Origin of the sequence: Nocardia neocaledoniensis (genome assembly GCF_029868625.1) — a bacterium.
GTDB lineage: Bacteria > Actinomycetota > Actinomycetes > Mycobacteriales > Mycobacteriaceae > Nocardia > Nocardia neocaledoniensis_A.
This window is the reverse complement of record NZ_JARWOJ010000234.1, coordinates 1-23,986: the sequence shown is the minus strand read 5'-3', so window position 1 is coordinate 23,986 and position 23,986 is coordinate 1. Positions and strand designations below refer to the sequence as shown.

Annotated in this window: 24 protein-coding genes; 13 read left to right on the top strand and 11 right to left on the bottom strand. The window is 66.2% G+C overall.

Annotation, left to right across the window (positions count from 1 at the left end; all coding sequences use genetic code 11):
- Positions 1 to 54 precede the first annotated feature (54 nt).
- Both QH270_RS18130 and QH270_RS18125 read right to left on the bottom strand, forming a co-directional pair.
- Complete coding sequence (locus tag QH270_RS18130; RefSeq protein WP_280343795.1) at positions 55 to 1,359, bottom strand: cutinase family protein; 1,305 nt, start codon at positions 1,357 to 1,359, stop codon at positions 55 to 57.
- Positions 1,359 to 2,573 carry a hypothetical protein gene (locus QH270_RS18125; protein ID WP_280343793.1) on the bottom strand — a complete coding sequence of 405 codons (1,215 nt, stop codon included), beginning with the start codon at positions 2,571 to 2,573 and terminating at the stop codon, positions 1,359 to 1,361. Before QH270_RS18125 ends, QH270_RS18130 begins: the two co-directional genes overlap by 1 nt.
- Before the next feature lie 567 nt (positions 2,574 to 3,140).
- On the opposite strand from QH270_RS18125, the gene QH270_RS18120 reads away from it, so the two are divergent.
- The 6 genes from QH270_RS18120 to QH270_RS18095 all read left to right on the top strand — a co-directional run bounded on the left by QH270_RS18120 (position 3,141) and on the right by QH270_RS18095 (position 8,171).
- Positions 3,141 to 3,599: a helix-turn-helix transcriptional regulator gene (locus tag QH270_RS18120; RefSeq protein ID WP_280343790.1), complete on the top strand. Its 459-nt coding sequence runs from the start codon at positions 3,141 to 3,143 to the stop codon at positions 3,597 to 3,599.
- A 261-nt stretch (positions 3,600 to 3,860) separates the two neighbouring features.
- Positions 3,861 to 4,541 (top strand): hypothetical protein, encoded by a 681-nt coding sequence (locus tag QH270_RS18115; protein ID WP_280343788.1) that lies wholly within the window; start codon positions 3,861 to 3,863, stop codon positions 4,539 to 4,541.
- Complete coding sequence (locus tag QH270_RS18110) at positions 4,528 to 5,007, top strand: hypothetical protein (protein WP_280343786.1); 480 nt, start codon at positions 4,528 to 4,530, stop codon at positions 5,005 to 5,007. Before QH270_RS18115 ends, QH270_RS18110 begins: the two co-directional genes overlap by 14 nt.
- Before the next feature lie 220 nt (positions 5,008 to 5,227).
- On the top strand, positions 5,228 to 5,563 hold the full coding sequence (locus QH270_RS18105) for a hypothetical protein (protein WP_280343783.1): 336 nt from the start codon (positions 5,228 to 5,230) through the stop codon (positions 5,561 to 5,563).
- Complete coding sequence (locus QH270_RS18100; RefSeq protein WP_280343781.1) at positions 5,560 to 6,741, top strand: MAB_1171c family putative transporter; 1,182 nt, start codon at positions 5,560 to 5,562, stop codon at positions 6,739 to 6,741. The genes QH270_RS18105 and QH270_RS18100 overlap by 4 nt, the downstream gene beginning before the upstream one ends.
- An 8-nt stretch (positions 6,742 to 6,749) precedes the next feature.
- Positions 6,750 to 8,171, top strand: coding sequence for a cytochrome P450 (locus tag QH270_RS18095; protein ID WP_280343778.1), 1,422 nt, complete (start codon positions 6,750 to 6,752; stop codon positions 8,169 to 8,171).
- Between the two features lie 36 nt (positions 8,172 to 8,207).
- Here QH270_RS18095 and QH270_RS18090 read toward each other — a convergent pair whose 3' ends face one another.
- Positions 8,208 to 8,438 (bottom strand): hypothetical protein, encoded by a 231-nt coding sequence (locus QH270_RS18090; RefSeq protein ID WP_280343775.1) that lies wholly within the window; start codon positions 8,436 to 8,438, stop codon positions 8,208 to 8,210.
- Positions 8,439 to 8,539: 101 nt separating this feature from the next.
- Between QH270_RS18090 and QH270_RS18085 the strand changes: the two genes are divergently transcribed.
- Positions 8,540 to 9,625: a helix-turn-helix domain-containing protein gene (locus QH270_RS18085; RefSeq protein ID WP_280343772.1), complete on the top strand. Its 1,086-nt coding sequence runs from the start codon at positions 8,540 to 8,542 to the stop codon at positions 9,623 to 9,625.
- Between the two features lie 46 nt (positions 9,626 to 9,671).
- On the top strand, positions 9,672 to 9,908 hold the full coding sequence (locus tag QH270_RS18080) for a hypothetical protein (protein WP_139337581.1): 237 nt from the start codon (positions 9,672 to 9,674) through the stop codon (positions 9,906 to 9,908).
- Here QH270_RS18080 and QH270_RS18075 read toward each other — a convergent pair.
- The gene (locus tag QH270_RS18075; RefSeq protein ID WP_280343767.1) at positions 9,905 to 10,336 is read right to left on the bottom strand and encodes a hypothetical protein; all 432 of its coding nucleotides are present in this window, start codon (positions 10,334 to 10,336) and stop codon (positions 9,905 to 9,907) included. The genes QH270_RS18080 and QH270_RS18075 overlap by 4 nt on opposite strands.
- Positions 10,337 to 10,461: 125 nt before the next feature.
- A complete protein-coding gene (locus QH270_RS18070; RefSeq protein ID WP_280343764.1) occupies positions 10,462 to 11,130 on the bottom strand; it encodes a class I SAM-dependent methyltransferase in 669 nt (222 codons plus the stop codon).
- 316 nt (positions 11,131 to 11,446) lie between these two features.
- Between QH270_RS18070 and QH270_RS18065 the strand changes: the two genes are divergently transcribed.
- Entirely contained in the window at positions 11,447 to 11,707 is a 261-nt protein-coding gene (locus tag QH270_RS18065; RefSeq protein ID WP_280343762.1) for a hypothetical protein, read from the top strand.
- A gap of 338 nt (positions 11,708 to 12,045) precedes the next feature.
- Positions 12,046 to 13,788, top strand: coding sequence for a hypothetical protein (locus QH270_RS18060; protein WP_280343759.1), 1,743 nt, complete (start codon positions 12,046 to 12,048; stop codon positions 13,786 to 13,788).
- 696 nt (positions 13,789 to 14,484) lie between these two features.
- Here QH270_RS18060 and QH270_RS18055 read toward each other — a convergent pair.
- Complete coding sequence (locus QH270_RS18055) at positions 14,485 to 14,751, bottom strand: hypothetical protein (protein ID WP_139337578.1); 267 nt, start codon at positions 14,749 to 14,751, stop codon at positions 14,485 to 14,487.
- Between the two features lie 188 nt (positions 14,752 to 14,939).
- Between QH270_RS18055 and QH270_RS18050 the strand changes: the two genes are divergently transcribed.
- Positions 14,940 to 15,653 (top strand): ParA family protein, encoded by a 714-nt coding sequence (locus tag QH270_RS18050; protein WP_280343757.1) that lies wholly within the window; start codon positions 14,940 to 14,942, stop codon positions 15,651 to 15,653.
- A complete protein-coding gene (locus QH270_RS18045; RefSeq protein ID WP_280343755.1) occupies positions 15,653 to 16,570 on the top strand; it encodes a ParB/RepB/Spo0J family partition protein in 918 nt (305 codons plus the stop codon). Before QH270_RS18050 ends, QH270_RS18045 begins: the two co-directional genes overlap by 1 nt.
- 398 nt (positions 16,571 to 16,968) lie before the next feature.
- On the opposite strand, the gene QH270_RS18040 is transcribed toward QH270_RS18045, so the two are convergent.
- The 3 genes from QH270_RS18040 to QH270_RS18030 all read right to left on the bottom strand — a co-directional run bounded on the left by QH270_RS18040 (position 16,969) and on the right by QH270_RS18030 (position 20,647).
- On the bottom strand, positions 16,969 to 17,919 hold the full coding sequence (locus tag QH270_RS18040; RefSeq protein WP_280343753.1) for a recombinase: 951 nt from the start codon (positions 17,917 to 17,919) through the stop codon (positions 16,969 to 16,971).
- A complete protein-coding gene (locus QH270_RS18035) occupies positions 17,913 to 19,163 on the bottom strand; it encodes a recombinase (RefSeq protein WP_280343750.1) in 1,251 nt (416 codons plus the stop codon). Before QH270_RS18035 ends, QH270_RS18040 begins: the two co-directional genes overlap by 7 nt.
- Before the next feature lie 89 nt (positions 19,164 to 19,252).
- The gene (locus QH270_RS18030; protein WP_280343748.1) at positions 19,253 to 20,647 is read right to left on the bottom strand and encodes a hypothetical protein; all 1,395 of its coding nucleotides are present in this window, start codon (positions 20,645 to 20,647) and stop codon (positions 19,253 to 19,255) included.
- An 887-nt stretch (positions 20,648 to 21,534) separates the two neighbouring features.
- On the opposite strand from QH270_RS18030, the gene QH270_RS18025 reads away from it, so the two are divergent.
- Positions 21,535 to 22,248 (top strand): CPBP family intramembrane glutamic endopeptidase, encoded by a 714-nt coding sequence (locus QH270_RS18025; protein WP_280343746.1) that lies wholly within the window; start codon positions 21,535 to 21,537, stop codon positions 22,246 to 22,248.
- Positions 22,249 to 22,436: 188 nt separating this feature from the next.
- On the opposite strand, the gene QH270_RS18020 is transcribed toward QH270_RS18025, so the two are convergent.
- Positions 22,437 to 22,877, bottom strand: a complete 441-nt coding sequence (locus tag QH270_RS18020) for a hypothetical protein (RefSeq protein ID WP_280343743.1) — start codon at positions 22,875 to 22,877, stop codon at positions 22,437 to 22,439.
- A 234-nt stretch (positions 22,878 to 23,111) separates the two neighbouring features.
- Complete coding sequence (locus QH270_RS18015) at positions 23,112 to 23,816, bottom strand: hypothetical protein (RefSeq protein WP_280343741.1); 705 nt, start codon at positions 23,814 to 23,816, stop codon at positions 23,112 to 23,114.
- Positions 23,817 to 23,986: the final 170 nt, after the last annotated feature.

The following is a 23,986-nucleotide window of genomic DNA, read 5'->3' as shown; positions in this document are numbered from 1 at the left end:
TTCCGCTGGTGCCCGGCACTCCCATACCGGGCGCCAGCGGAAAAGGTCACCGGATTACAAACCGGCCTGAATTTTGGAGGTCAGCCATTTCACGATCCATTGAGTGGCCGTGTCGCCACTCTCGTTGACCTTGTAATTACCGGCGTAGGATCGGTGCGCGTCCAGCAGCAGGTACGAGACCGCCTGCGATGCCTGCTGAATGAGCTCGTCGGGCTTGGTCAAGCTGACCAGCGCGTCGAACTCTGGCATGTTGATGACCTTGGAGACGTCATCGAGCATCGTGGAGGAGAACACCATCTCGGCCAGCGCGATCGGCAGGGTCTGCGGCGAGGTAGCCGCTGCCACACCGAGTTTCGTGAACTCGGTGATCACCGACTTTGCAGCCTGCGCGATCACCTGCGGATCGGCCTCGGCGACGTTCTTCACCAGCTCGAGGCCCCGGCCGATCAAGTAGTCGGGCAGATCCTCGGGCGTGAGGTTCAGCAGTGGGACAACCGCCGCGACGACCTTGGACTTGCCCGACAGCGAGCACACAGTGTCATTGGGCGCACACATTGTGGTCACCCGCTCGGCGAGCACACCCATTCCACCCTCGCGCTCGCCGAGAACACCTTCACCGCCGGGGTTGGAGCCAATCAAGGTCTCCGAGACCGAGGAGAGCTTCGTACTCGACGAGCCGGTTGAGGTGCCGGTGCTGCTGGCGGAGTCCGACTCCGCGGTGGCCGAGCGCTTCGGGTCCGACAGCAGAGCGCCGGCCAGGATGCGCGACGGGTCGACAACTCCCTTGCGGTTGCCCACATCCGACAGAAAATCTCCGGCGATCAGCGCGCCCTGGCTGTAGCCCAGGATGACGAACTTCGACAACGGGCACGCCTCGGCGAGTTCCTTTGCTCGGGTCTCCAGTGCCGACGCCCCGTTCTCGCGGGACTGCGTCAGCGTGAGCGGGTTTCCGGTGAACATGCCCGCGATCGGTCCGCCGACCTGAGCAACGTAAGGAACCTGCTCAGCTCGAACTGACGCCGTCGCGGGCTTCTGCGCGGTGGCGGTGGCGCGCGGTGTTGTGGACTTCGTCGCGGACGTCGTCGACGGGGTCGATCCCGACAGGGTCGGCGGCGCCGAATTCAGTGCTGCGAGAAGCGGGCCCGTAACCTGGCCGAGCATTCCCGGCACGACGTTACGATCCGCTCCCGCGCTGGTCTCCCACGTCCCCGGGACCGCGAGGGTGATCACATCGGCGCAGTCCGTCACAGCGGGATTCACGTCCGGGTCGGCCGATGCGACCGACGGGGCGATGCAGGTCAGCGACGCTGCTATCGCCAGCGAGCCAGCCACTCGCCCTCCGATCATCGCGGCGGACATCACCGCACCAGCCCTTGCACCGCCGCCAACGCGCCATTGGCCGCATCGGTCAGGGGGCCGAGCTGGTCAGGCGTGAACGCCGGCTGCTCGGTGACCGCCTCCACGACCGCATCGGCCACCGCAGCCGTCTCCGGTGCGGCCTGTGCGGCAGCCACGACATCCTGCGCGGCCTGCTCGACAACGCCGGCGGCCTGAGTGACGGCGGGCTCGCTCTGAGCCCACTGGTCGACCTGATCGACGACCGCGGCGGCCTGCTCGAGCACCTGCTCACCGCCGGGCTGTTCCTGAACCCAATCGACAGCCTGCTCACCAGCATCTACCGCAACGGCGGCCTGCTCGCTGAACTGGTCGGCCAAGGTCGGGCCGGGCGGGGGCACCTCGCGCTCCTCCATGGGAATCTCGCCGTCGGGGGCCGGTCCGGTGTATTCGGAGCCGTCATCGGCGAGCAGCACGAACCCGACCAGGCCGCCGATCGCTCCGCCCGCGACACCACCAGCGATCGCAGCCGGGATGCCGACGATCGCGGCACCGGCGGCCGCGCCAGCGGCGGCGCCGATTGCGGTTCCGGCGACACCGCTGGTGACAGTGCCGATCACGGGTACGGGGATGAGCGTGCCCATCGCGGCACCGGCGATGCCGCCTATCGTGCCGCCGATCAGGCCACCGGCGATGCCGCCAAAGACCGCAGCGGGAACGCCGATGACCGTGGCACCGATGCAGGTTCCGGCTGCTGCGCCGATAACGGTGCCTCCGGCGAGCGCATCAGCGCGCGAGGGGGCGATGCCGACCGACTGCAACGCCGTGTTGGTGGCCTGCTGGGCTTCGCTGATGTAGGCGTTGGCCTTCCACGCCACATCGACCGGCACCCATTCGGGAGTAGGGATGGACGCTCGCTTCGAGCCGATCCGTTCCGGCCCGACCGGCACCCAGTACTTCGGCTTCTCGGGTACCGGGGCCGGGGCGTGCAGGGTCAGCAGTTCCTCGCCCAGGCTCGGCTCGGGCGCGCGGTACTGTGGCGTCGGCTCGACGTAGTAGTAGGTCTGCGGAGCCGGGGCACTCGGTGCCGGAGTGTCGTAGTACGGGCCGACCTGGACACCTCCACTGGGCGGCGCCGTCTCGTACTCGCTGGGAGCGTGCGAGGGCGGGTCGGGCAGGACTACGCCCAGCGGGCTCTGGGACTGCGGCTTGGGCGGGAGCGCAGGAGCGGTCGACACCCCGGGCTGTTCCTGCGGTTCGGCCGGGCCGGTGATTCCCGGCTGCCCCGACGGGGCCGCCTGTGCCACACCGCAAGCAGTCATCAGGACCGCGGTTGCTACCGCTGGCGCGACCGCCACGCGGATGAGGTCGGTTCGGATTCCGGTGAAGCGGCGGTGAGCGGCCGATCGAGTTGTCCCGACACGCCGGGAGCCGCTGTAGGGGATCGGCGTTTCCGCCTTATCGCTGCACGCGCTTGCGGCAGCAGGACCTAGTGTTGTCATTGCAGAGCCTTCCTTAAGTTTCTGCACCTGCTCCGGGGCGGTTGCACCCGCGAATCCCGGAGTTCTCTGGGCCTTCCCCCCGTTGCACCGGGGGGAAGGTTCCTTCACTTCGTGACGCTGATGGCCTCGGCTGTGGTTGCACCCACACCTTCGGCGCTCAGCGCCACACCCTCAGACGCTCTCTATCGCCCCACCTTCCTGGGATGATACGTTATTCCCATACGATACTTGCATACGTTGCGAGACTTCTCTAGGGGGTGCGGCAAGGTGTTTCCTGATGGACCACCGGCCCCGGCGCGCGCAATGACGCGACGCATCACGCGCGGATTTGACCCCGTGGCGCTCAAGCGCGCCCGCGAGGAGCATCCGAACGAGGATCTCCGTCGTCGGGCCGAGGTCGCGCGGCTGGCGGGTGTGGGTGTCGCCACGATTCAGCAGTGGGAGGCTGGAAAGAAATCTCCCCAGGTCAATCTGCTGTTCCGTGTCGCTGCCGTACTCGGCGTTCCGATGGAGCAGCTCGTCCCGATTCCGCGTGAGCAGCGCTATCTGCGTGACTGGCGCGTCCTGCGCGGCATGCTGGAATCGGACCTGGCTGCCCGTACCGGAATCAGCGGTTCGTCGATAGGGCGTCTGGAAGAAGGCTCGGCCGCCCTGACCGACGAAAACGCCAACCGCCTCGCCGAAGCCTTGGGTATCACGGCTGTCGAAGTGCGTGCCGCCTACAACCGGGCCCGCAACCGCGCTGTCGGCGCACCCGCCTGAATTCCTACCCCGCACCAGGCTCGGCCTGCTCGGCACCGTGAACCCCCTTGCTTCGGGCTCTGCTGGAACACTGGGCGGCTCCAGCAGGTGGGATCGTGCACTCCACTCCTGTTTCGTGAGATCACACACCCCCGGAGCGTACTTACTCCGTGTGCTGCCCGCAAGCACTTATCACTACGAAATCACTAACATATTGCCTTTATCGGTCCGAAACTGTTGGTGGGGGCTGACTTGTCGTGAACATCTGACTACACTCTTGCTATGCCCTCCGGACATCCAAAGTTCTTCGGGGAAGTCGTCAAGGCTCGCCGTGAGTACCTCAGCCTCACCATGGCCGAGGTGCGCGCCGCCGGCGGTCCTGCGCAGACGACGATGGTCCGGACCGAGCGCGGAGAGCTAGACAACCCGCAGAAAAAGATCTTCGCGAAGTTCGATGCGGCGCTGCGCTGGGTGCCTGGCTCCGCCGCGGCCGCCTACTGGAATGGGGAAGTGCCGGTCCCTCTCGAACCGGCACAGCCGCCGACCCCGCCCTTGAGCCTGGCTGGTTCCGACGTCGAGGTTCCTCTCGACCAGGTCATCGCGTTGATGGAGTTACAGCGTGATCTCAACGCCGCCGCGGAGGCGCGCCGGGAATTGAGTGCCGACTCCGTCCAGGATCTCGCCACACGCCTCAACAGGGAGGTCAGCCTGATAGTTGGCCGCTGGGCCACCACTATGCTGGAACGTAACCGTGGCACGGAAGCGGTGCATCCCGGGCTCGAAGTGATCTTCGCCGATGCACTGTCCACTCCGGTCGACCCCGGCACTCCGGACGCCGAAGAGCGTTTGTATCGGCGCTGGTTGCTCGGTGGCCGCTCGGCTGCTGGCCTCGGGGAGGAGCTACGCCAGAAGTTCGAGCAGCGCTATCGGCAGCGAGGAGGTGATCTGGATGCAGACCAATGACGGCTCTTTACCGCCGCTTAGTGCGCGCGTGAGCCGGCTTTTCGCTACCTTCCATGCCCGCTCCGCACCCGAACAGTCCGTCGATGACGTTGCACGGTCGGTCAGTGCGATGTTGGGCAGGATCGTCCCCGGCGCCGAGATCGCCGCGCTGCGGGCGGGTGACTACGACCGCGACTTCGCCGATCCTCAGATCCTTGCCGCTCTCGCGAAGCACTTCGGTGTCCCTCCGGCCTATCTGGCCGGAGTGGACGCCACCGCCGTGCGCCAGGTCGAAAAGGAGCTGCTGATGCTTGCAGCCACCCGCGATGCCGGAGTGCGGAGCCTGAACTTGCGCGGCAAGAAGATCGACATCGGCGAACTCGCCGACCACCTCAAACGACTGGCCAAACGGCGGTCCAACTCGCCGGATGAGGCGGCCACTCGCGACGTATCCGATAAATCCGATACGTCTGACCTGGGGGAATAGACTCGAGCGAAAGTAGGAGATGACCGTGGTGAGAGGGGAGGGCGTGGTGAACAAAATGACCACGCGGTTCACAGAGCTGAGCAAACTCGTGCCGATCCCATACCCCTGGGATACGCGCGAATACATCGCGCGGGTAGCCGCATACCGCGGCCGGCCGATCGACTTGGTCCCTATCGCCCCGGGCGCTCTCTCCGGGACCGGATGCGGAACCGGCAGCGGATTGTGGCTAGAACTCGACGACTCCGACGTGATCATGTACGGCGCGGATACCGAGTGGCACGCCGACCACATCATCGCTCATGAGATCGGCCACATGCTCCTCGGCCACGGCAGTACCGAGGGGGAACCCGGTCCCGTCGACGACCTTCCGCTCAACGAGCTCATGCCGTCGCTGTCACCCGATGCCATCCGTAACGTCCTGCGCCGACAGGACTACGACAGCGCCCGGGAGCGTGACGCGGAGACCTTCGCCGACATGGTGATGGTCGAAGCGACTCTGCCCCAACGGAAACCGAGCCGGTTCCGGTCCACCTTCTTCCGAGCACGGCACCGATGACCTCCCCGATCCCCGGCGTCGTGGCCTGGCCGGTGCTGGTCCTGTTCATCGCGGTCATCATCGGGCGCTGCTGGCTGCTGCGAGATGGTGCGGTGGACAAGCTCATCAACCGCGCGCTGGTCATTGCGCTCTTCGGACTGTTGCTGCGGGAAGCATGGTTCGAGCACGTGCTGATCGCGATCCTGCCGTTCAACGATGCCGACGTCGTTCACTTCGCACGCCAGATTTCCTTCGGCTGCATCCTGTTCACTGTCTCGTGTATCTACGGCATCGCTCAACTTTGGGCAGGAGCCGACCCGGAACACACCTGGCAGCGGCAACGTCGCTACGACCTCGTCGCGCTGATATCGACCATCACCATCCTGATTGCTGGAACTCCCGCCCGGCGGGCAGACCAACTGATCGATCAAGCCCTGGGCTGGCCAGCGGTCATCGCCTGGGTTGCGTTCTATCTTCCGATCGCGGCCACCGCCCTGCTCGTTGGCCGAATCAGCATCCGCGAGTTGCGCGGCGCAGATCAGAACACCTCATGGCGAGAGCGCAGCGTATACCTCGGTGTCCTGGCCATCGCGATCGCAATCGGTGCGGACTCCGTCTTCGTCCCCGTCGTAACGGCCCTCGAAGTCGCAGCCGATCGCCCTTCGGCAGACCCCGACATGGAGGCGAAGGCTTGGACCTTCTTCGGCGCCACCGTCGCAGCAGGCGCCGTCGTAGCGGTGCCGCTGATCGGCACGGTTCTCTCCCTTTCCGGGTGGGACCGCACAAGTCGCTACTGCCGCAGGCTGAAGCCGCTGTGGCGCGACCTCACCGCGGCCGTACCGGAGATCGTTCTCGCTCTGCCACAGGACCGATCCGGGCGAGTCGAGCCGGCCACCCGGCTGCACCGAATGACGGTGGAGATCCGCGATAGCTTGCTCTACCTCAAACGCTACGGAGCCGTCGACGAAGCTGGACAAGGCGCCGACGCATACGCACGTCGCGTCGCCGAGGCTATCGCAGCCAAGAACGCTGGCGAAGCACCCCAGACCAGCCCTGCGCCTGCCGGGCGCCCTGCATTCGTCGGGGCCCGCGACCTCACCGCGGAGCTGCAACAGCTGCTCGACCTCGCCGCCGCCTGGCCCACCGCCAAGCGGCAGGTCGGCCGAACCGAGTCGCCGGACACGGCACTGACCCAGTAGGAGTTCCAATGGCAGTGACAACATCCACCACCTCGGGCGGCCACTCCAATCCGCCGCTGCCCCACCCGAAATGGCGGCTGCCGATCATCAACGACCTACTCACCATCAACCCCGTCAAACCGACCCTCACCTCGCTACGAGACGCCGAGCAACTCGGCGGCATCTTCGAACGGCGACTCGTCGACTGGCCCATGATCGTCGTCTCCGACTCAGAACTCATCACCGAGATCTGCGACGAGCGCAACTGGGCCAAACACCTCGGCGTCCCGCTCCGGAAGATGCGCCACATCGCTCGTGACGGCCTGTTCACCGCCCGCAACGATGAACCGAACTGGGCAAAGGCCCACGCTGTGCTCGCGCCGGCCTTCACTAAGGAGGCGATGCGCTCCTACCACCAGACCATGCTCACCACGATCGGCGAACTCCTCGATTACTGGGCGAAGCGCGATGGCCAGTGGGTCGACATCGGCGAGGACATGAACAAACTCACCCTCGAGATCATCGCCCGAACCGGATTCGACTACACCTTCGACAGCTTCACACGCAGCGAGGTACACCCGTTCGTCGCCGCCATGCTGCGCGGCCTGACCTACATCTCCCGCAACAGCAACATGCCGCCCTTCTTGCAGAAGACCGTCGGCGCCCGCGCGGCCGCGCGCCATAGCCGCGACATCACCTACGTCCGAACGGTCGTCGACGACGTCATCAAAGCCCGCCAAGCCAGCGGCACCGTAGGCGACCACCACGACCTGCTCGACCGGATGCTCACCGTGCCCGACCCGGCTTCCGGCGAGCTCCTCGACACCACGAATGTCCGGAGCCAGATCCTCACCATGCTCGTCGCGGGCCACGAAACCAGCGCTGGAGTCCTCGCTTTCGCGCTCTACGAGCTCAGCCGACGCCCTGAACTCGTCGCTGCCGCCCGCGCCGAGATCGACACACGCTTCGCCGACGGCGACCTGTCCACGATCGCCTACGACGACGTGGCGAAACTCCGAACCCTGCGTCGAATCGTCGACGAAACGTTGCGCCTCTACCCTGTCGCGCCCGGCTTCTTCCGTGAAGCTCGGCACGAGACCACGATTGGAGGCGGGCGGTACCGCTTCGGACCCGGCGACTGGGTACTCGTGCTCACACTGCATGCCCACCGCGACCCCGCCACGTGGGGCCCCGACGCCGGCGAGTTCCAGCCCGACCGATGGCTGCCCGAACGAATGCGGTCTCTGGACGGCCGTCAGGTATTCAAGCCGTTCGGCACTGGGCTTCGCGCCTGCATCGGTCGCCAATTCGCCTACCACGAAATCGTTCTCGCGCTGGCGCACATCCTGCAAACGTTCGAGTTCACCCCCGACCCAGGGTACGAACTCGACATCGCTGAGCAGATCACCCTCAAGCCGAACCGGTTCAGGCTGCGCCTCAACCACCGCTGATCGGGCGGATCGCCTGGCCGACCGCGCTGTAGCAGATCAACGGGGCCCCGGCTGAGGGCTTGATAACTCGGCGGAACGCCCATGCCAGCGCAGTGCGGCGTAGCCGACGGCGACCGACGCGGCGAGGGCCGCGACGGCAAGGGCCAGGCCAGCAGGATCGGGCCGGAGCCCGTGTTTCGTCGTCATGACCAGCAGTACCGCGAGCCAGGGCAATCCGACAGCGGCCAAGGCGAACAGGAAATCGGCGCGGGGTGTGCGACCTGTCATCCGTTGCGCTTCCCTTCCTTCGTGGTCGGCGGGCCCGATCTGGACGTGCGCTCGACTGGTTGCGGGCCCGGATTTCAGCGTAGCCGGTAGCGTGAAACGCCGTGACCGGCAGCGTAACCCAGGTAATCAGCGTAGTGACCGCCGTCGGCTGCGTGGACCCACAGCATTTGGCCGAGGCGTACGAGTCGCTGCGCGCGCAAGTGCTCCCGGCCGGGTGGAGCTGGGAATGGGCCGTCCAATCCGACGGCCCCCACCATGACGAACTGCCGCTACCGTCCGCTGCCCGGCAAGATCCGCGGGTCCGACCGGGCAGCCAACCACACGGCGGCCCAGCGGTCGCACGGACCACCGCACTCGCCCGCTGCCACGGCCCGCTGGTGCGGGTTCTCGACGCCGATGACCAGCTGCCCGAAACCGCGCTCGCGGATGCGATCACCGTCCTGACCGCTGATCCGGGCGTTGGTTGGACAGCGAGTGCCGTGCTCGACCTCGCCCCGGACGGCACCCTCACCGGCTGGGACGGCGACCCCGCCGAAGGCGTACTCCCGCAGGGATCGACCATCGCCGCCTGGATCACCGACCCGGCCGCGTTGCGTATCCACCCGGCCACACTCACCGTGCGCCGGGCGCTACTGGTAGCCGTCGGGGGTTGGTCAGCTCTGCCGGTCTCCGAGGACATGGGAATGCTCGCGGGCCTGGACAGCCTTGCCAGCGGGCATTTCCTGGCCAGGCCGGGCCTGGTGCGGCGCTCACACTCAGGGCAGATGACCCGCACACCGGAGTTCGCCGGTCAGGTGGCCGCCTTGCGTGGGTTCATCGCCGAACGCGCGATCGTGTTGCGCGCGATGTTCCCCTCCGCAGAGGAAGACGCCGCTCAAGCGCGCCAGCTGCTCGGCCGGCGGCTGCGCGACCTGCGCCGGGCGAGCAACCTGACGGGCCGGGATCTGGCGCACGAAGCGGGCTGGCATCCCTCGAAGGTCACCCGGACCGAGCAGGGCGGCCGGATGCCCACGCCCGATGATCTGCGTACCTGGTGCGCGATCACCGGGGCCCAGCTACACCTCCAAGACCTTCTGGCCACCGTCCGAAACGTCGACGCGGTCGCAGTGGAGGCCCGGCGAGCCAGGGCGCGGCAACGAACCATCGGCGCGAGCACGGACCGGAGCAGCCCTCGGAATGATGATTGATTGGGAGCCCGACCGCGCGGCCGCGATATCGGGCAGGATCGGCAGCGTGACCGATATCGCGGCCGCCGACGAGCGTGCAATCTTGGACCAGTTGCGCAGGGCGCAAGACGCTCACCACGGGGGCGATCAGCCCACCGCGAGCGCGTTGATAGACGACCTGCTGACCCGATACGGGCGCGAGACCGTGGACGCGGTGCGTTGGCGGCAGGCCCGTGACCAGCTCGATGCCGATCTGAACCTGTACAGCATGTTCGGGACCGCCGGATTGATCGGTGACGATTAGCCCCGCAGCCGCTCGACGCCGATTCGGATCGTGGTGACGAACACCGCGGTCGCGGTGCGCGCGGCCGCACTCCGGTCCACCACCGTCAGGGCCTCGCTCTGCGCGGCCAGCGTCGCCGCGTCGCCGCGTTCGGCGACGGTCCGCGCCAACCGCCGGAATCCGATCGGCACCGGGCTATCAACGCTGTCGAGATCGGCCAAGTCCACCGGAAGCCCGCCCAACGTGTCGATGACACCGACACAAGCCAGCTCAACGAGCTGCGCCGTAGTCGTCGCGCTCTCGCCGACCAGCACCAAGAGCGGCTCCGGGCAGGAGGGGCACTCGTCGTACGCCGCGCCGACGAGCTGGGCGAGTAGATCCGTGTCCACGCCCCATCCGGCCAGCTTGCCGGGTGGGACCTCGAACCCGTTGTGTCCGTGGTCAATCACACGTAGATGGTGTCACCGATCAGCCCGGAAGTTCGGCCGAACGAGCACGAGAGCCCCAAGACAGATGGCGCCGGCTCCCGCCCCGACCAATGCCGGGCGTGCCGGTGAGCCTTTCCACGCCAGGATCAGCGTCGCGGTTTCCTCGCGGTGAACAACGTGACATCTCCTACCTCGCTGAGATTCACCTCGGAGAAGGCGCTTCTCAGCGCCTTCTCCAGTCCGGCGTGGTCGTCCGCTGCGTTGTTGAACGCCCCGACCTCGGTGTAGATCGCAGTCAACACCCGGCCGAACAGCGTGCTGGACTTCCGGTTGAGGATGGTCGATCCGAACAGCACGCCGTCGTCGGCGAGCACCTGGGCGAGATGAGCGAACGCCACACCTTTCTCACCGAAATCGCCCGGTAGGCAGTGAAGAACGAAGTTGATCCCGATCGAGTCGAACCCAACCCCAGCGCTTTCGGGCACGGGGTCTAGAACGCTTGCTGCGACGGTGCGAACGTCGCAGCTCCTACCCTCCAGCCGACGGCGAGTATGCGCCAGCGGCTCCGGGTTCAGGTCCATCAGCGTGACGGCGGACTCCGGGGGCAGCTCGGCGTTGGCCAGGTACCACCCGGAACCCGGGCCTACCTCGAGGTGCTTCCGGCCGATGAACCGGTTGTACTGGTCCAGCATGACCTCTGCCGGGCATTGCCAGGCGAACCGGTCCGACAGCTTGATGACCCACAAGTCGTAGACCGCCAAGAATGCGGGCGTATACGGCTCTGCGGCGATGCGGGCGGCATCCTTGCCTGCCATCGGGTCCTCCCAGCTCAAGAAACGGGGTCCGTCCGTCTGGAACCCTCACAACGCCAGCTGACCATGCTGGAGAAGTCCGGGCCCAGGATCTCACACACCCTGGGCACTCGGCGTAGATCGCATTGCCTCACACCCGGAAGAGATCATTGTGCGTTAATGTATCTAAAGAGTCTATAGACACCAACGAGGAAGGAGGTCGCTATCGAAGTGGACGCTGTGGCACACCCGCGACCGTGGCCAGCAGCGATTCATCTTGGTTAACCGAAATCAGCGTGTCGCGTGCTCCGGCGCGACTCTCCATGCAAGGATGTCGCACATGGCTGGAGTAAAGCGCCTGTCGTACTCACGAAAGACGTACGGCTTCAAGCTGCATCAGAACGTCGACAAACTGATCGACGAGTTGGCCGCCGCCGAAACTGGAGGCGACCGGAGCAGGTTGCTGACGTTGCTGGTGTGCGAGAGGCGCGGCGTCCCAGTCGACGAGATCCTCGTTCCCGATGAGAACGGCCAGGAGTCACTACTCGACGGCACCACGAAACAGGAGGTCACAAGGAAGCGCCGACAATCGGTCGCATAGTCCGGGGCTAGCTCACGCCAGCATGCCCTGAAGACCAGCGGAGACCAAAGACGACAAACTGAACAATCGACCGGGTTAACCACATGGACGGAAGCCCTCAGCTACGCCTAGCCGAGAGCTCCCGGTTCGTCCATGGGGGATGAGCTTTCGCCTTCTCATCTCCACGGTGTACCCCCTCAGCAACGAAAGGCCATCCCTTGCTGAAGGAACCCAGGGTCGAGGATACCGCACGCCCGAAATCCGGTTCAACCGAAACCGCGGAGTGTGTCGAAAACTCACCCTCCTCAAACCGAAGCGGCGGCCCACCAGGGCCACCATCACAGCTCAAATTGCGCGAGTTGGACCGTGTCCTCTACTCCGGTCCCTACGTTCTCATCGACGCCGACAACCATTCGCCGCGTCGGACCCGGTCTCTCGACAGGGCATACGCCGCGATCGACGCCGGCGAGGTTGCCACGGCTGGTGGGACTCTCCGGCCCGGCAACGTCGGCGCAGACATCGACCCGCTCCCAGAGCACGCTGTGCTCGGTGACGCGGTCGCCGAGGTACTTGTCGGGTGGCTCCACGATCAGGGCATCTCCTACCTGGCGCGTGAGTCCGGCCGGCCCGGCGGTCGGCACGTTGTGGGCGTCGGCGCATCGCGAGATCAGATGGAGGAATGGAACCGCCTGTGCGCCGACACCGCGCAGGCGTTTGGTGTTCTGGTCGACGACCGCTCTGGTGGCGTGCTGAGACTGCTCGCCGCTCCGCACCGTAAGGGATACTCCGCACCTGTTCTCGGCGGAACGCTGACGCCGAACGCCCCCATCGTGCCGACGCGAGCCAAGCGGGCCCGCGGTGCGCACCCGGCGCGTCGACGGCCTTCACCTAACTCTCGCCCCGCGCCCACCGGCCCCGACACCTCCCGCTCCGCGCGGGAGTACGGGCAAGTCTGCGCCATGATTCGCCGTGGATGCACCCCTGCTGAGGCGTGGCGGGCCCAGAACCGCCCCGGCACCAAGGCTTCCGAGCGCGGAGAGCACCGCTGGCGGCGCTTCGTCTGGCTCGATGCCCACACCACCGTGTGCGCCGAGGAGGGGCTTACGCCGGAGCAAGCATGGCAACGGGTCAGCGCGGCCAGTCCGGCCGTGTGCCGCAAGATCGGTCGGCGAGCATGGCAGCAGCGCCTCTGGGAGCGTGCGGTCGATCAGGCGGCCGTCCAGCGGCCACGCCGGCGGCGCCTGCCGTCCGCGTCCGACCCTCTGAACAAGTCGACGGGAGCGGACAACGCGCGGATCGCCGCTGTCGCAGCGGGCCTCAAAGCGGCGCTCGATGCGACAGATCTGAGCGTGCGCCCCCAACGACGGCGGAACTGCGAGGTCCTGCTGATGAACCTCGCGCCAATCTTCGTCAGGCGCGAGGGCTCGATCTCGGTGCGGGATATCGCACTTCGTGCGGGCATCGACGTGAAGACGTTCCGGGTGTGCCGCGATCTACTCATCGCCCACGGTCTTCTCGTGACGACGCATCATTACGCAGGCGGTGCGTCGGATAGCCATGCTTACGCGATGGGACCAGCGGCCCGTCCCTACGTGGACGACGCAGTTTCGAAAATTTCCCCCACTTGTCCGAAGGACACCCCCCCTCCCCCTTGCCCCCGCGGCCGCGCGAACCGCACCCTCCTCCGCGCCCGCTTCCGCCGTGAACGTCACCACTGGCGCACCCGCTGCGCAGCTCTAGCCGACCTACCCCCTGGTGAACCCCTGGCCAGCAGCTCGTCACCCGCGGTAAAGGCGTACCGCTCGCTGCGCTACCAGCAGCGATGGTGGCGCAGCCTGTCGTGCGAGGACCAGGAGGCGCGTCGGGCTGCGAGGCGCGCGACGCTCGAGACGCTGACACCCAACGCGCGCTCGGCCTGGTTCAACTGGCTGGATCGGCGGAACAGCCTGATGGCCGTGGTTGATCGGGCGGCCGCCGGAACCTTCACTTCGGCCGACCGATCTGTCCTGGCTGCTGCGCCTCGAACTGTGCACACGGGGCTGCAAGACCCCAGCTGGCAGCCTAGCCGCCCTCGGAGCGGGCAACTCGTCTTGGCAGCCTAGTCCGGGGAGCATTGAGCATGCAGCAGGGCGCAATCGGCAGGTGGACGTCCGAATAGCTTCGAAGTTCTGAGCCCTCTGGGACTGTTGAATCCCTACGGGGCTTGTGGCCGACACGGACTGGTGAGGGCGGCAACCCGAACTCGGCCCCGGGCCAGCGGGTTTGGTCGTGCCGGTGTCGGGACTCCTCCGGCTGGACCGTGCGGCATACTCACCTGCGCGAGCAGGGAGTCCCCGGTGACCAGGCTGGGTCCAGCAGGGCGGACCGCCTTGCACCTTGCACCTCGCACCTGATGCGACAGGTTGAACGGTTCGAGTCACACCCGAGAGTGAAAACTTCCCACACAACTTCGGAATAGGGTTGTGGAACGGGTCGGCACTTGCAGAAACTTCCCACACCGCGAACATCGGGTAAACCGTGGTTTACCCGAGCCGGGTTGAATCCGGCCGTCACTGGCTCCCAAGGGCCTCCACCACGGAGTGGGTCGCGGGGAAAGAGATGGAAACTTCCCACACTGACCGCATATCAAAACGTCCGTTTTGGGCGACCAGTCATGCCGCGCGGCGCGCAGGGTGGACGCGAGGACATTGGCGAGCACTTCCGGGGCCGCCCGGAGGAGGGCTCGCAGCTGGTCGTCACAGTGACGAAACGGGTTGAGGTATGCCAGTGGTGGGCAGACGCAGTCTCTCGGCCCAACTTCAGGTTTGGTTCGAGGGGACCTCGGGCATGCGTCCGTGTTCGTCGGGTCGCGGCACGCCGGCTGAATCGAGCCAGGCGTTGACGGCATCGTCTACGGTCTTAGAGATGACGTAGCCGCGCTTCTTGATCCAGTCGAGACGAGCGATCGTCGAAGCATGGAGTTGCGTCCCGAACTGCTTCTTGCCGACGCCTTTTCGAACCGGCAGCTCTACGGCCGCGGCTACTGAGGAATCTCCGCTGGTAGGTGTACTGCGCGAAGCATTCACGGTAACTCCTCCAATGAAGATGGACATCGGGTTCTTCAGTGCGGTTTCGACGAATCGCCGCCGTAGCCGTTGACACTAGAAAACTATCTTATATCCTCTCTTACAGTCGCAGTTACCACCGCGGCGATTCTCAAACCCAAATCCGAAGTAGCCCACACGATGTGGGCGAAGTACACGGAGGTAGAACCATGGCATACGTCGAGGTTGTTCTGAATCAGAAGGGTGGCGTCGGCAAGTCCACGCTCACCGTCAACCTGGCGGCCACCACCGCGGATGCGCTGTCGAGCTCGGAGCCGGGCACCATCTCTCCTGTTGCGGCGGTCAGCATCGACCCCCAGGGGTCGGCAGTCTGGTGGGCAGACCGAGTTGCGGACCTGCCGTTTCATATCGTCCAGGCGCACAATGACATTGAAGGACTGCGCGCTCTCCGGAACAGCAACAGCATCGACCACTTCTACGTCGACACCCCAGGCTGGATCGGCCACGACGAAGATGACGAAGCAGCTGCCGACCCTCTCGGCAAGGGGCCCGCGGCCGAGGCACTGCGCGCTGTGCTCGAATCCGCTGACCACGTGATCGTGCCGATCGAGCCCGAGCCGCTCGCGTTCGATCCGACGGCTCGGACAATCGAGAAGGTCATCAAGCCGCGTGGGTTGGATTTCCTTGTCGTAGTCAACAACTGGGACCCACGAGACGGTATGGCTGACTTGGAGCAGACCAAGGACTACGTCAAGGCCAACGGTTGGCCTCTCGCGAACACCGTGATCCGCCACTACAAGGTTCACGCACGTGCCGCAGCCGAAGGCACCGTGGTGACGGAGTACCCGCGCAACCGAGTTAGCTTGGAAGCGCGAGCCGATTTCAGCAAGCTCGCTCTTGAGCTCAAGGCCGGGGCTCGCTGATGGCCGGCCGGGGCGGTCGTGCGAACCTCGCCGACCTGGTTGGTTCCACTGGGAAGAACTCCACGGTCGACGGTGTGAACGCACGAGCCAGTTCGCCTGCGAAGGGGCCGACACCCGAGGTAGTGGTCAATGGGGCGCCACTGGAGATCAAGCTGGAAGATCTCGTTGCGAATCCGTTGAACCCGCGCGAGATCATGGATGTGGACGATCTCGCTTCTATCATCGAGATTCAGCTGCAACCGGCATTGATCATCGGCCGAGAGGCGTACCTGAAGCTCTGGCCCGAGCTGGAGTCGGAGCTGGGTGATGCCAAGTACGTCGTCATCAACGGTTGCCGACGTCTGGAGGCTGCCCGAAAGTTCGGCCGGACGACCCTTGAGTGCGTTCGCAAAGACGAAGTGGCTGACTCGAGGGCGAGTCTGCGGGCGGCGTCCATCCGAGAGAACGTCGAACGGGAGAACCTTGACGTAATCGAAGAAGCGAAGGCCGTCGAGGCGTTGGTTTCGGACTGCGAGGGCAACGGAGCGCGGGCCGGGCAGATTCTCGGCAAGACGAAAATGTGGGTGTCTCAACGGCGGGCGCTTCTGAAGCTCACGCCAGAGCTTCAGGCGAAGCTTCGGGCGGGCGAGCTCGCTATCCGAGAAGCCCGGGAACTCGGCCGAGTTCCCGCTGAGGAGCAGGTCGCCCGCTGGAAGGCTCAGCTGGAGAAGAAGGAGAGGGAGCAAGCGGGCGAGACGTCGGAGTCGAATACGTCGAGGCGCGATGTCGACACCGTGAAGATCGTCAAGACGCTCAAGAAGTGGGACGCCGACACCACAGTTCTCGCCTCCGCGCTCTTCGTCCATCTCGATCGAGGTGGTGTGCACGAGTTGATCGAGCAGCTGAATCAGATGGCTACGTCGAAGGAAGACGAGTAATCCCTCGCCCCTGTGTGGGAAGTTTCGGGGCCGGTGGACCAATGGTCTACCGGCCCCGACTCAATTCACGTGATCAATTCGTGCAGTCGGGCGATGTGCTCCATGCGGTAAACCGCGGTTTACCCGGGGGTGTCCGTGGCCGCCGCCGGTGGCGCGCCGTCTCCGAGCCTTCCGTCGGTCCGACGCATGGCATTCGAGCTGTTGGCGAAACTTCCCACACAACCACTTCGGCGGGGTAAACCGCGGTTTACCGCATGGCCCCCGACTAACTTCCGGCGGATCGAGGCGGCCTGCATTCTCAGCGAGCGTGGAGGGGTAAACCGCGGTTTACCCCTCACGGACCATCGGCCACAAGGCGAGAACTTCCCACGCAAACTTCAATGAGGGTAAACCGCGGTTTACCCCCACATCGCCAGCACTCGGTCAGCTTCCGCTTCTGCTGCATCGAGCAGGGCTTCGATGTCAGCCATGGATTCCACTGCGCGTCGCCGGGCTGCGAGACCGTGGTCGAAGTGGTCGTCGCCGAGGGGCGGGCCCTGACGCTCGAAGGTGGGGTCATGGACGAAGTTGACGCCGTCGTCCCGACGGCGTTTCCGTGGGCGATGGGTTGGCATCCTGCCGAGAATGTGCGCGGCGGTGATTGCCCCGATCGACCCGGGGGTGAGTGGCGAGGGATCGAGAGCCGGGTTGCCGTCCCGGTCGAGGGCAAAGAGCAGCGGGCCTGTGGTGTGGACCGCAGGAGATATGCGCTCAGGGAGCGTCTCGCGCTCGAGGTGCTGCTCCAGAAGATAGGTCGCGGTCGGCCGGTGTATGACAGCGAGGACTGCCGCCCAACGTCGGAAAGCGGCGACGGGGCAGATCGCGCGGTCGTCGGCGGCACGAAGGACTACGAGGTGCCCGGCGCCGATCTCGATGCGGTCCGAGCGGATCACGACCTCGGATCGATCAAGTCCTGCGATGAGAGGAAAGGAGAGGCCGGAGCGGGCTAGGTGGAGTAGGACCGCGTCGCGGCGGCCGAATAGCCCCGCAGGCCAGCCCCAGGTAGGAAGGTTCGGCAGGGCCGCTTCGATCAGTCCGTGAAGCCGCTCGGTCCTGGCGGCGCGGGCAGGATTCATCAAGTTGCGGACGTATGGTGATCGGCCGGGTGGGGGAAATCCGGCATTGCGGTGCGCCCAGTTGATGGCACTGAGGCGGCCTCGTTGGGTTGACGGTGCCGTCGGCGCGGACGCCAGGTACTCGCCGACCACGCTCGGGTGGGCGGGCATCGGCGTATGGCCGTGCACGGCGCACCAGTCAGCGAAGCGGGAGTAGTCATAGCGGTAGCGCGCGGTGAGGGCATCGCTCACCATGGCAGCCGGGTGGCGGCGTTGCCGACCAGAGGAGCGTGTTCACGGGCATACACCCGGAGCATGGCGACTGACTTGTGTCGGGTTTGGCGCTGGATCTCGTAGTCGCTGGCGCCGAGTCGGTAGCCCTGCGTGACGAAGCCGCTGCGAAGGGAATGGCCCGCAAATAAGGCTGCGGTCTCTTTGTCGTACCCGACTGCCATTAATCGGCGGCGCAGCATATCGCCGACGGCTTCGGCCGTCAGCGCGGTAGATGCGATGTTCCCGTGGCGGTCGACCGCACGGAAGGCGGGGTTTCGCGGGCTGGTGAGTTCGGGCCAGCGGCTGCGGCACACGTGCCGCTCGCAGTAGTCGTCGGTCTTGTTCAGCAGCTGCTGCACAGCAATGCGGCCGCCGGCGTCGCGCGCTGCCACGAGGTCGAGCCAGCGCCGCCACGCGCACGGCGGGCATGTTGCGGGCTCGCTGCCCCGTGGGAGTGCGACCACCACTTCCTCTTCCTGCGATCCCTTCGAGATGCGCAGCCGGACGTGGAGGCCGTCGAGCCTGTGCGGAGTGATGTCCTCAATCCAGCGCTCGGTCATCTCCGAGGCACGGAACGCGCCAGTGAACCCCATCAGCAGCAGCGCGGCGTCGCGGTGGGCGGCGATGCGCTGAGCGTCGTTCACCGCCTGGCGGCGGGCATGGGTGACGAGCTCGCGCACGTCGTCGACGAGGACCGGTTCGGCGCGTTTGGGGCGGCGCTCGCCCTTCTCTCGGCAGGCCCTCCGGATGCCGGTCAGTACCTCGGCGACGATCCGTGCCGAGCCCGGATGCGGGTAGCCGGCCGCCCGGTGGCGGTCCCCGATCGCGGCAACCCATCGGGTGAAGGTCGGCGGAGCGTAGCGGCGTCGTCCTTTGCTATCGCGCAGTGCGGCGGCTTCGCTGATGTAGAGGGCCACGGTGAGTGGATGGGCGGGCAGCGCCTGGTGTCCCTGCGTAGCGTTCACCGCGCACCAGCGCTCGAACCGCCGCCAGTCCGTCGCGTAGGAGCGAATCGTGTTGCGGGCCTGGGCGGTGGCGGTGGACTCCCCGATGAGCCGGAGATCCTCGCTTGACAGCGACGGCAGCGGCGCCAATGCCAATTCCGCGTCGGAGTCCACATCGGTAATTCCAAGAGGCGTCAGCACCTCCCGAATGCGGTCGATCTCCGCGTCGGCCAGCGCCGGTGCCGCCGCCGGGTGGTAGACCTCGATCTCCATGCCGGTCATGTGGAGGAGCTTAGCCGTGTGGGCCGACATCCTCACTGGCACAAAATGTTCTGTGTCGGCGGATTGGAAGCGGCCCCGAAGTGTCGAGGTCAGTCGGTCTGCGTCGTCGTGTTCTCCAGGCCAGCGGGCAGTGCGCGTTCGAAGAACCCGTCGTAGACCTCAGCCGGGAGCGTGCCCGACACGCGAAGGCATTCGCGGAGCGTGCGTGCGATAGTGCCCCGGCTGAGTTGCAACTCGGGCGAGCGGTCGGCTTCGCCGACGACCTCACCCACCAAGCTTCGTGCGCGCGCCGGGTTGTGCGCGATGAGCCAGTCCAGGTTCCTGGCGACAGGGCCCGCGATCATGATCCAGTCGCTGGAGGGGCGTAGCCGCTCTCCCCGCCGCAACTGGTCGCGCAGCGCGTAGAACAGGGTGTCGCGCTGGTTGTCCATGCCCGCGATCCGGTCGAGGTCGTTGATCACGAAGAGCGCGAGGTCTCGGGCGACCGCGGTGACTTGCTCCTTGTTGCGCTGTCCGATGACCCACCAACGCCGTCGTTTCGGGACGCCCCAGAAGTAGTGGGTGTACTCCTCCGTGAGCCGGTCGAACAGCGCGGCGACTCCGCGTGGCATCGGGTTGTCGGGGCTGGTGGCGAGTACCTCCCCGATCCCGGCGGCTGACCGCTCACGGGCTTCGACCCAGTCGGCGGCGACAGGCCGGGACCACAATGCCCTGCCCCCGAGGACCAATTGAGGGTCGGGCAACAGCCCCTCCCCGCGAGCGCGATATCCGCGCACAGTGCCCGGCGCCAGTCCCGCCATGGCCGCGAGCTGGGTGGCGTTGATGAGCTGGTCCGCGGCCAGTTCGGGGGCATGCAGACTGACCACGCAGTCTTCGAGAGGGCGGCCGTCGCTGGTCCGCAAGTGCTCCCAGAGCGCGAGATCGTCGAGCCAGTGCGGTGATCCCTCGCTGTCGAGTCGGACATCCTCGACTGAAAGCAGGCGGCCGCGTCCGGGATCGGCTGGGGTGGACGCCAATTGATGTGCTGCTGTGACAGTTTCGGCGTTGGCGACCTGCCGAAGGGCGTAGCCGCCGGCGACGGTGTCGACCACTTGTCGCGGGCGGTACCAAGATGTGCCGTCCCACCAGTAGCCCCCAGATCGGAACAGCAGCGGCGAGGGTCGGCCTGCGTCCCAGGCGGCCCAGAGTTCATGGAGGCCAGCAGCGTCCTCATCGCGCACCAGCAAGACGGTGCGCCCGTGGTCGGGATGGTAGTGGATCGACCATGCGAACTCGGGACGGCGTGGATCGGTAGTGAATGCCCACCAGCGCTGACCGCCGGTGCTGTAATCGAAACGGCCCCAGGTCTTTTCGTCACGTCCCCGGCCTACCCCCTCGATGTCTTCCGGGTCGTCCACGGGTATGTGAAGGTCGTCTACGAACGGCAACGACGGAACTGGATGATCGGTGCTGAGCCCGTTCGCGAGCGGCACGACTCCCAACATGCTGACCCTCTTTCATGAGCGTTGTAATGGTGCAGCGTAGGCGCTGCACCATTACAACGCAATCACCGCACTCGGAACCGCGAACGCCGCCGGATTCAGATGTTTTCGATACACTCGAATAACTAGAACTTGCGACAGGAGGTCTGAACCCGATGGAACCGGCGACGTATCCCCAGGTGCCGGGGCAGCTGGGCCTGTGGGAGCCCGAAGTCGAGCAGCCGCCCGCACGGCCGTCACAGCCCCACCGGTCGGCTGGACTGCACACCTGCCCCAACCCGGAGTGTGGCTACCCCGCGAAGGGGGAAAGTGCACGCGGGCGCCTGCGAGAGGACGTGAAGGTCGTCTGGCTCGTGCCCGACCCCGACCAGCCGGACACCCCAACCGAGCGCCGCTACTGCAACCGCTGTCGCCCGCGGCCACCACAGCAAATCGCCGATGTCGAGTGCGCGGCCTGCGACCATGGCGGGCCGCTGCTTGTCGGGGCACTCGCAATCGCGCTGCGCGCCAAGGGGAAAGTCCCCACGACCGTCCTCACATGGTTGATGGACCAGGGTTGGCGCGAGCAGGAGGGCGGGGGGCTCCTCTGTCCCGACCATCCCGCCCATAGATGAACATCTAGTTATACAGCTATTGCGACTTGAGCATTCATTCTCGCCGCGCCGAATGCCCCACCGAGCGTCGCGTACGGGTCGCGGGCCAGCGATGTGATGCTATGACCGACGTCAGGTAACTGACGGCGCAGCGGAAGCTGCGAGGGACAGGGGGAATTGATGGCAGCGGATTCACCCGCACTCAGCTCTGCCGGAGCGAGCGTGAGCAGTTGTGCGGTAACGGATCACTCCAGAACCCGTTCGCGGCCGCCGTGGTCGCGCGTGTTCTTCCGGGGGATGGCGGCGGTGACGCTGGCATATCCACTGGTGTATTGCAGCTACGCGGTGGTTCTGGGAGACACGCCGCTGGCGGTTGCCATCGCGTTCTGCTTCGGCCTCCTCGCGGTCGCTCTGATCGGCATCGGCGCGTTCACAGTGCGACCGCGGTCGTCGATGCTGACCGAGACGTGGATCGTGTGCGGGCTGCTCGGGTTTCGTCGTCCCGAGCCCGCGCGGTGGCGCCGCCGGCCGCTGATAGCGTGGTGCCTTGTCGTCCCTGTGCTCCTGGCGGCGGTGCACTTCGGGCTCGACACCCTGATCGGCACGGTATGGCATCCTGTGTCCGACCCCGACCAGGTACGAGCGAACGCCGAGCGGGCGGAGATACTCACCCGCAACGGCACGCTCGGCGCGACGGTGCTGTACCCGTTCCTGGTCGCTGCGGTGCCGGAGGAGATCCGCTACCGCGCACTCGTATTGCTGACACAGCGAGCTGTCGGCGCGCGCACCATCCCTCGTTGGGTCAGGTTCCCTGTTGTGGCGGCCGTCGCGGGGCTGAGCATCGCGCTGTTCGCTGTGGCGCATGCCGAGTACGGCCCGATGAACCTCGTGACTTCTGCGATCGGTGGAGCGATCTACACCGGGTTGGTGCTTTACACCCGCTCGCTGTGGCCCGCGATCTCCTGCCACGGCTTCTACGACCTCATGGCGATCTCGCTGACGATCCTGTGACCCGGCTTCGGGCCCAGATACAGCCGTGCCCCGGGCGGCATGCTCAGCAGAGGCGGACCCGGGGCGTACGGGAACACGGTAGGCGGCTTGAGAACTTCCGGTCAACCTAATTTCTAGCTGCGGCCTCGCACTCCAAAACGGCCGTTTTGGAATGCGAGTTGTCCCGCTGGCCTGCGGCCTGGCTGGGCCTATTCGGCGGCCTGACGCAGGTGCGGGCGGGTCAGGCCCTTCCCGCGCCGCTCATTGAGTACCTCGACGACTCCGCGTGTGCGGTAGACGGTGCGGGCCCCGCGGTCCTCGTGCTCGACCTTCTCGTCGAAGGTCTCGCGATATTGGGTCACGGTCTTGCCGTCGACGCCGAGCAGGCGGGCGATGGCGCCGAGGGTGCGGAACTCGTCGGGCCCGTCGGGCATGAGGAAGGGAGCCGGCCGGTTGGCGGCTTCCCAGCGCTCGGCGAAGGCATCGAGCTCGTCGGAGTCGTACTCCGGGGCGGGGGTGCCTTTGCCGGTGCGCGGGCGGGGTTGCTTCGGGGCCGGGAAGTCGTCGCGACCGGTCCAGTTGTTGCGGATCGAGCCATAGCTGCGGCCGCGCTGTTCGGCCCATTCCTTCAACGTGATCAGGGTTCCCACGCCCTCATTGTGGTCGGCGGCAGCTCCGGCGTGGTGGTCGGCTGTCGGCGCGGTGGGGATCATCGTCGCTTCTTCTCTCTCGCGGTGGCGGGGTGTCGAAGTGTCGAATCAGGGCGATTCGCTTGCTAAGCTTGGCGATGCCCTTCTTTTGCGAGTGGGGCACTTTCGGGCGGCCTGGCGTGTCCGAGCTGCGGTCTTCGCGACCGAGGCTTCGCCGGCCGCCCGAGCCATGTCCTAGGAGCCCTCCAGGAACGCCGTGAGCGCCGCCGCGGCGGCGATGCTGGGTTCGGGCTCCCCGGCGTGCGGCCAGTCCTCCACGTGCAAGCTCAGGTCATCCCAGAGCTTTCGGGCTTCGGCGATCAGCACGGCCCGGTCGATACCGGAGCGGCCGTTCACCCACTCGGCCAAGTTCGGGCAATAGTGCTCCCCGGCCCATCCCTCGGCGATGGCCCTGGCCTCGTACGCGGTGATCACGGTGTCGAAGCTGCCGTCGGTGTAGATGCGCTGGGCGACCGCCTCGTAGACGCTGGGCACCGTTTCAGTGGTCTGCCAGACACGCACCTCGGTGGTGAAGGTCAGCACGTCACCGGGCATCTCCTCGTCGTGACGGTCGAGCCAGAACGGTGCCACCTCGGCTCCGGGGACACTGGTCAGGCTTTCGCGGTCGATGCACTTGTTGCCGTACATGCCGGAGGTGCCGGTGTAGTCGATGCTCCCGTCGGGATCGAGAATGAAGCCGTAATCGGGGTCGTCCCCGCAGGCGAACAACTCGCCGCTGTAGGCAGTGACCCACAAACGGGAGCGGTACCCGCCGGGGTGAACGAGGATATCGCCGGTCCAGGGGCCGGTGGGCCCGGCCGCACGGGCCACGACGCCGCGGCGAGCGCGGGCCTCATCGGCGGTGGTCCAGCGGGAGCGGTCGAACATCGTGAATGTCATCGGAGTAAGTCCTTCCGGAGAAGTCATGGGGGCCAGGGGTTTCAGTCGCGGATGGGGTTGCGGGAGTGGACGAGAAAGGAAGGGCCAGGGAGGGGGGCCCGGTTTGGGGGCCCCCCCCAGGGGAAACCCCCCCGGGGGGTTGGGGGGGGGGTTTTGGCGGGGTTGGGCCA

Bases quoted from the DNA above. Each gene is read 5' to 3' on its own strand.
- QH270_RS18130 (WP_280343795.1), bottom strand. From the start codon at position 1,359: ATGTCCGCCGCGATGATCGGAGGGCGAGTGGCTGGCTCGCTGGCGATA.
- QH270_RS18120 (WP_280343790.1), top strand. From the start codon at position 3,141: ATGACGCGACGCATCACGCGCGGATTTGACCCCGTGGCGCTCAAGCGC.
- QH270_RS18115 (WP_280343788.1), top strand. From the start codon at position 3,861: ATGCCCTCCGGACATCCAAAGTTCTTCGGGGAAGTCGTCAAGGCTCGC.
- QH270_RS18110 (WP_280343786.1), top strand. From the start codon at position 4,528: ATGCAGACCAATGACGGCTCTTTACCGCCGCTTAGTGCGCGCGTGAGC.
- QH270_RS18100 (WP_280343781.1), top strand. From the start codon at position 5,560: ATGACCTCCCCGATCCCCGGCGTCGTGGCCTGGCCGGTGCTGGTCCTG.
- QH270_RS18095 (WP_280343778.1), top strand. From the start codon at position 6,750: ATGGCAGTGACAACATCCACCACCTCGGGCGGCCACTCCAATCCGCCG.
- QH270_RS18090 (WP_280343775.1), bottom strand. From the start codon at position 8,438: ATGACAGGTCGCACACCCCGCGCCGATTTCCTGTTCGCCTTGGCCGCT.
- QH270_RS18070 (WP_280343764.1), bottom strand. From the start codon at position 11,130: ATGGCAGGCAAGGATGCCGCCCGCATCGCCGCAGAGCCGTATACGCCC.
- QH270_RS18065 (WP_280343762.1), top strand. From the start codon at position 11,447: ATGGCTGGAGTAAAGCGCCTGTCGTACTCACGAAAGACGTACGGCTTC.
- QH270_RS18050 (WP_280343757.1), top strand. From the start codon at position 14,940: ATGGCATACGTCGAGGTTGTTCTGAATCAGAAGGGTGGCGTCGGCAAG.
- QH270_RS18045 (WP_280343755.1), top strand. From the start codon at position 15,653: ATGGCCGGCCGGGGCGGTCGTGCGAACCTCGCCGACCTGGTTGGTTCC.
- QH270_RS18040 (WP_280343753.1), bottom strand. From the start codon at position 17,919: ATGGTGAGCGATGCCCTCACCGCGCGCTACCGCTATGACTACTCCCGC.
- QH270_RS18035 (WP_280343750.1), bottom strand. From the start codon at position 19,163: ATGACCGGCATGGAGATCGAGGTCTACCACCCGGCGGCGGCACCGGCG.
- QH270_RS18030 (WP_280343748.1), bottom strand. From the start codon at position 20,647: ATGTTGGGAGTCGTGCCGCTCGCGAACGGGCTCAGCACCGATCATCCA.
- QH270_RS18025 (WP_280343746.1), top strand. From the start codon at position 21,535: ATGGCGGCGGTGACGCTGGCATATCCACTGGTGTATTGCAGCTACGCG.
- QH270_RS18015 (WP_280343741.1), bottom strand. From the start codon at position 23,816: ATGACATTCACGATGTTCGACCGCTCCCGCTGGACCACCGCCGATGAG.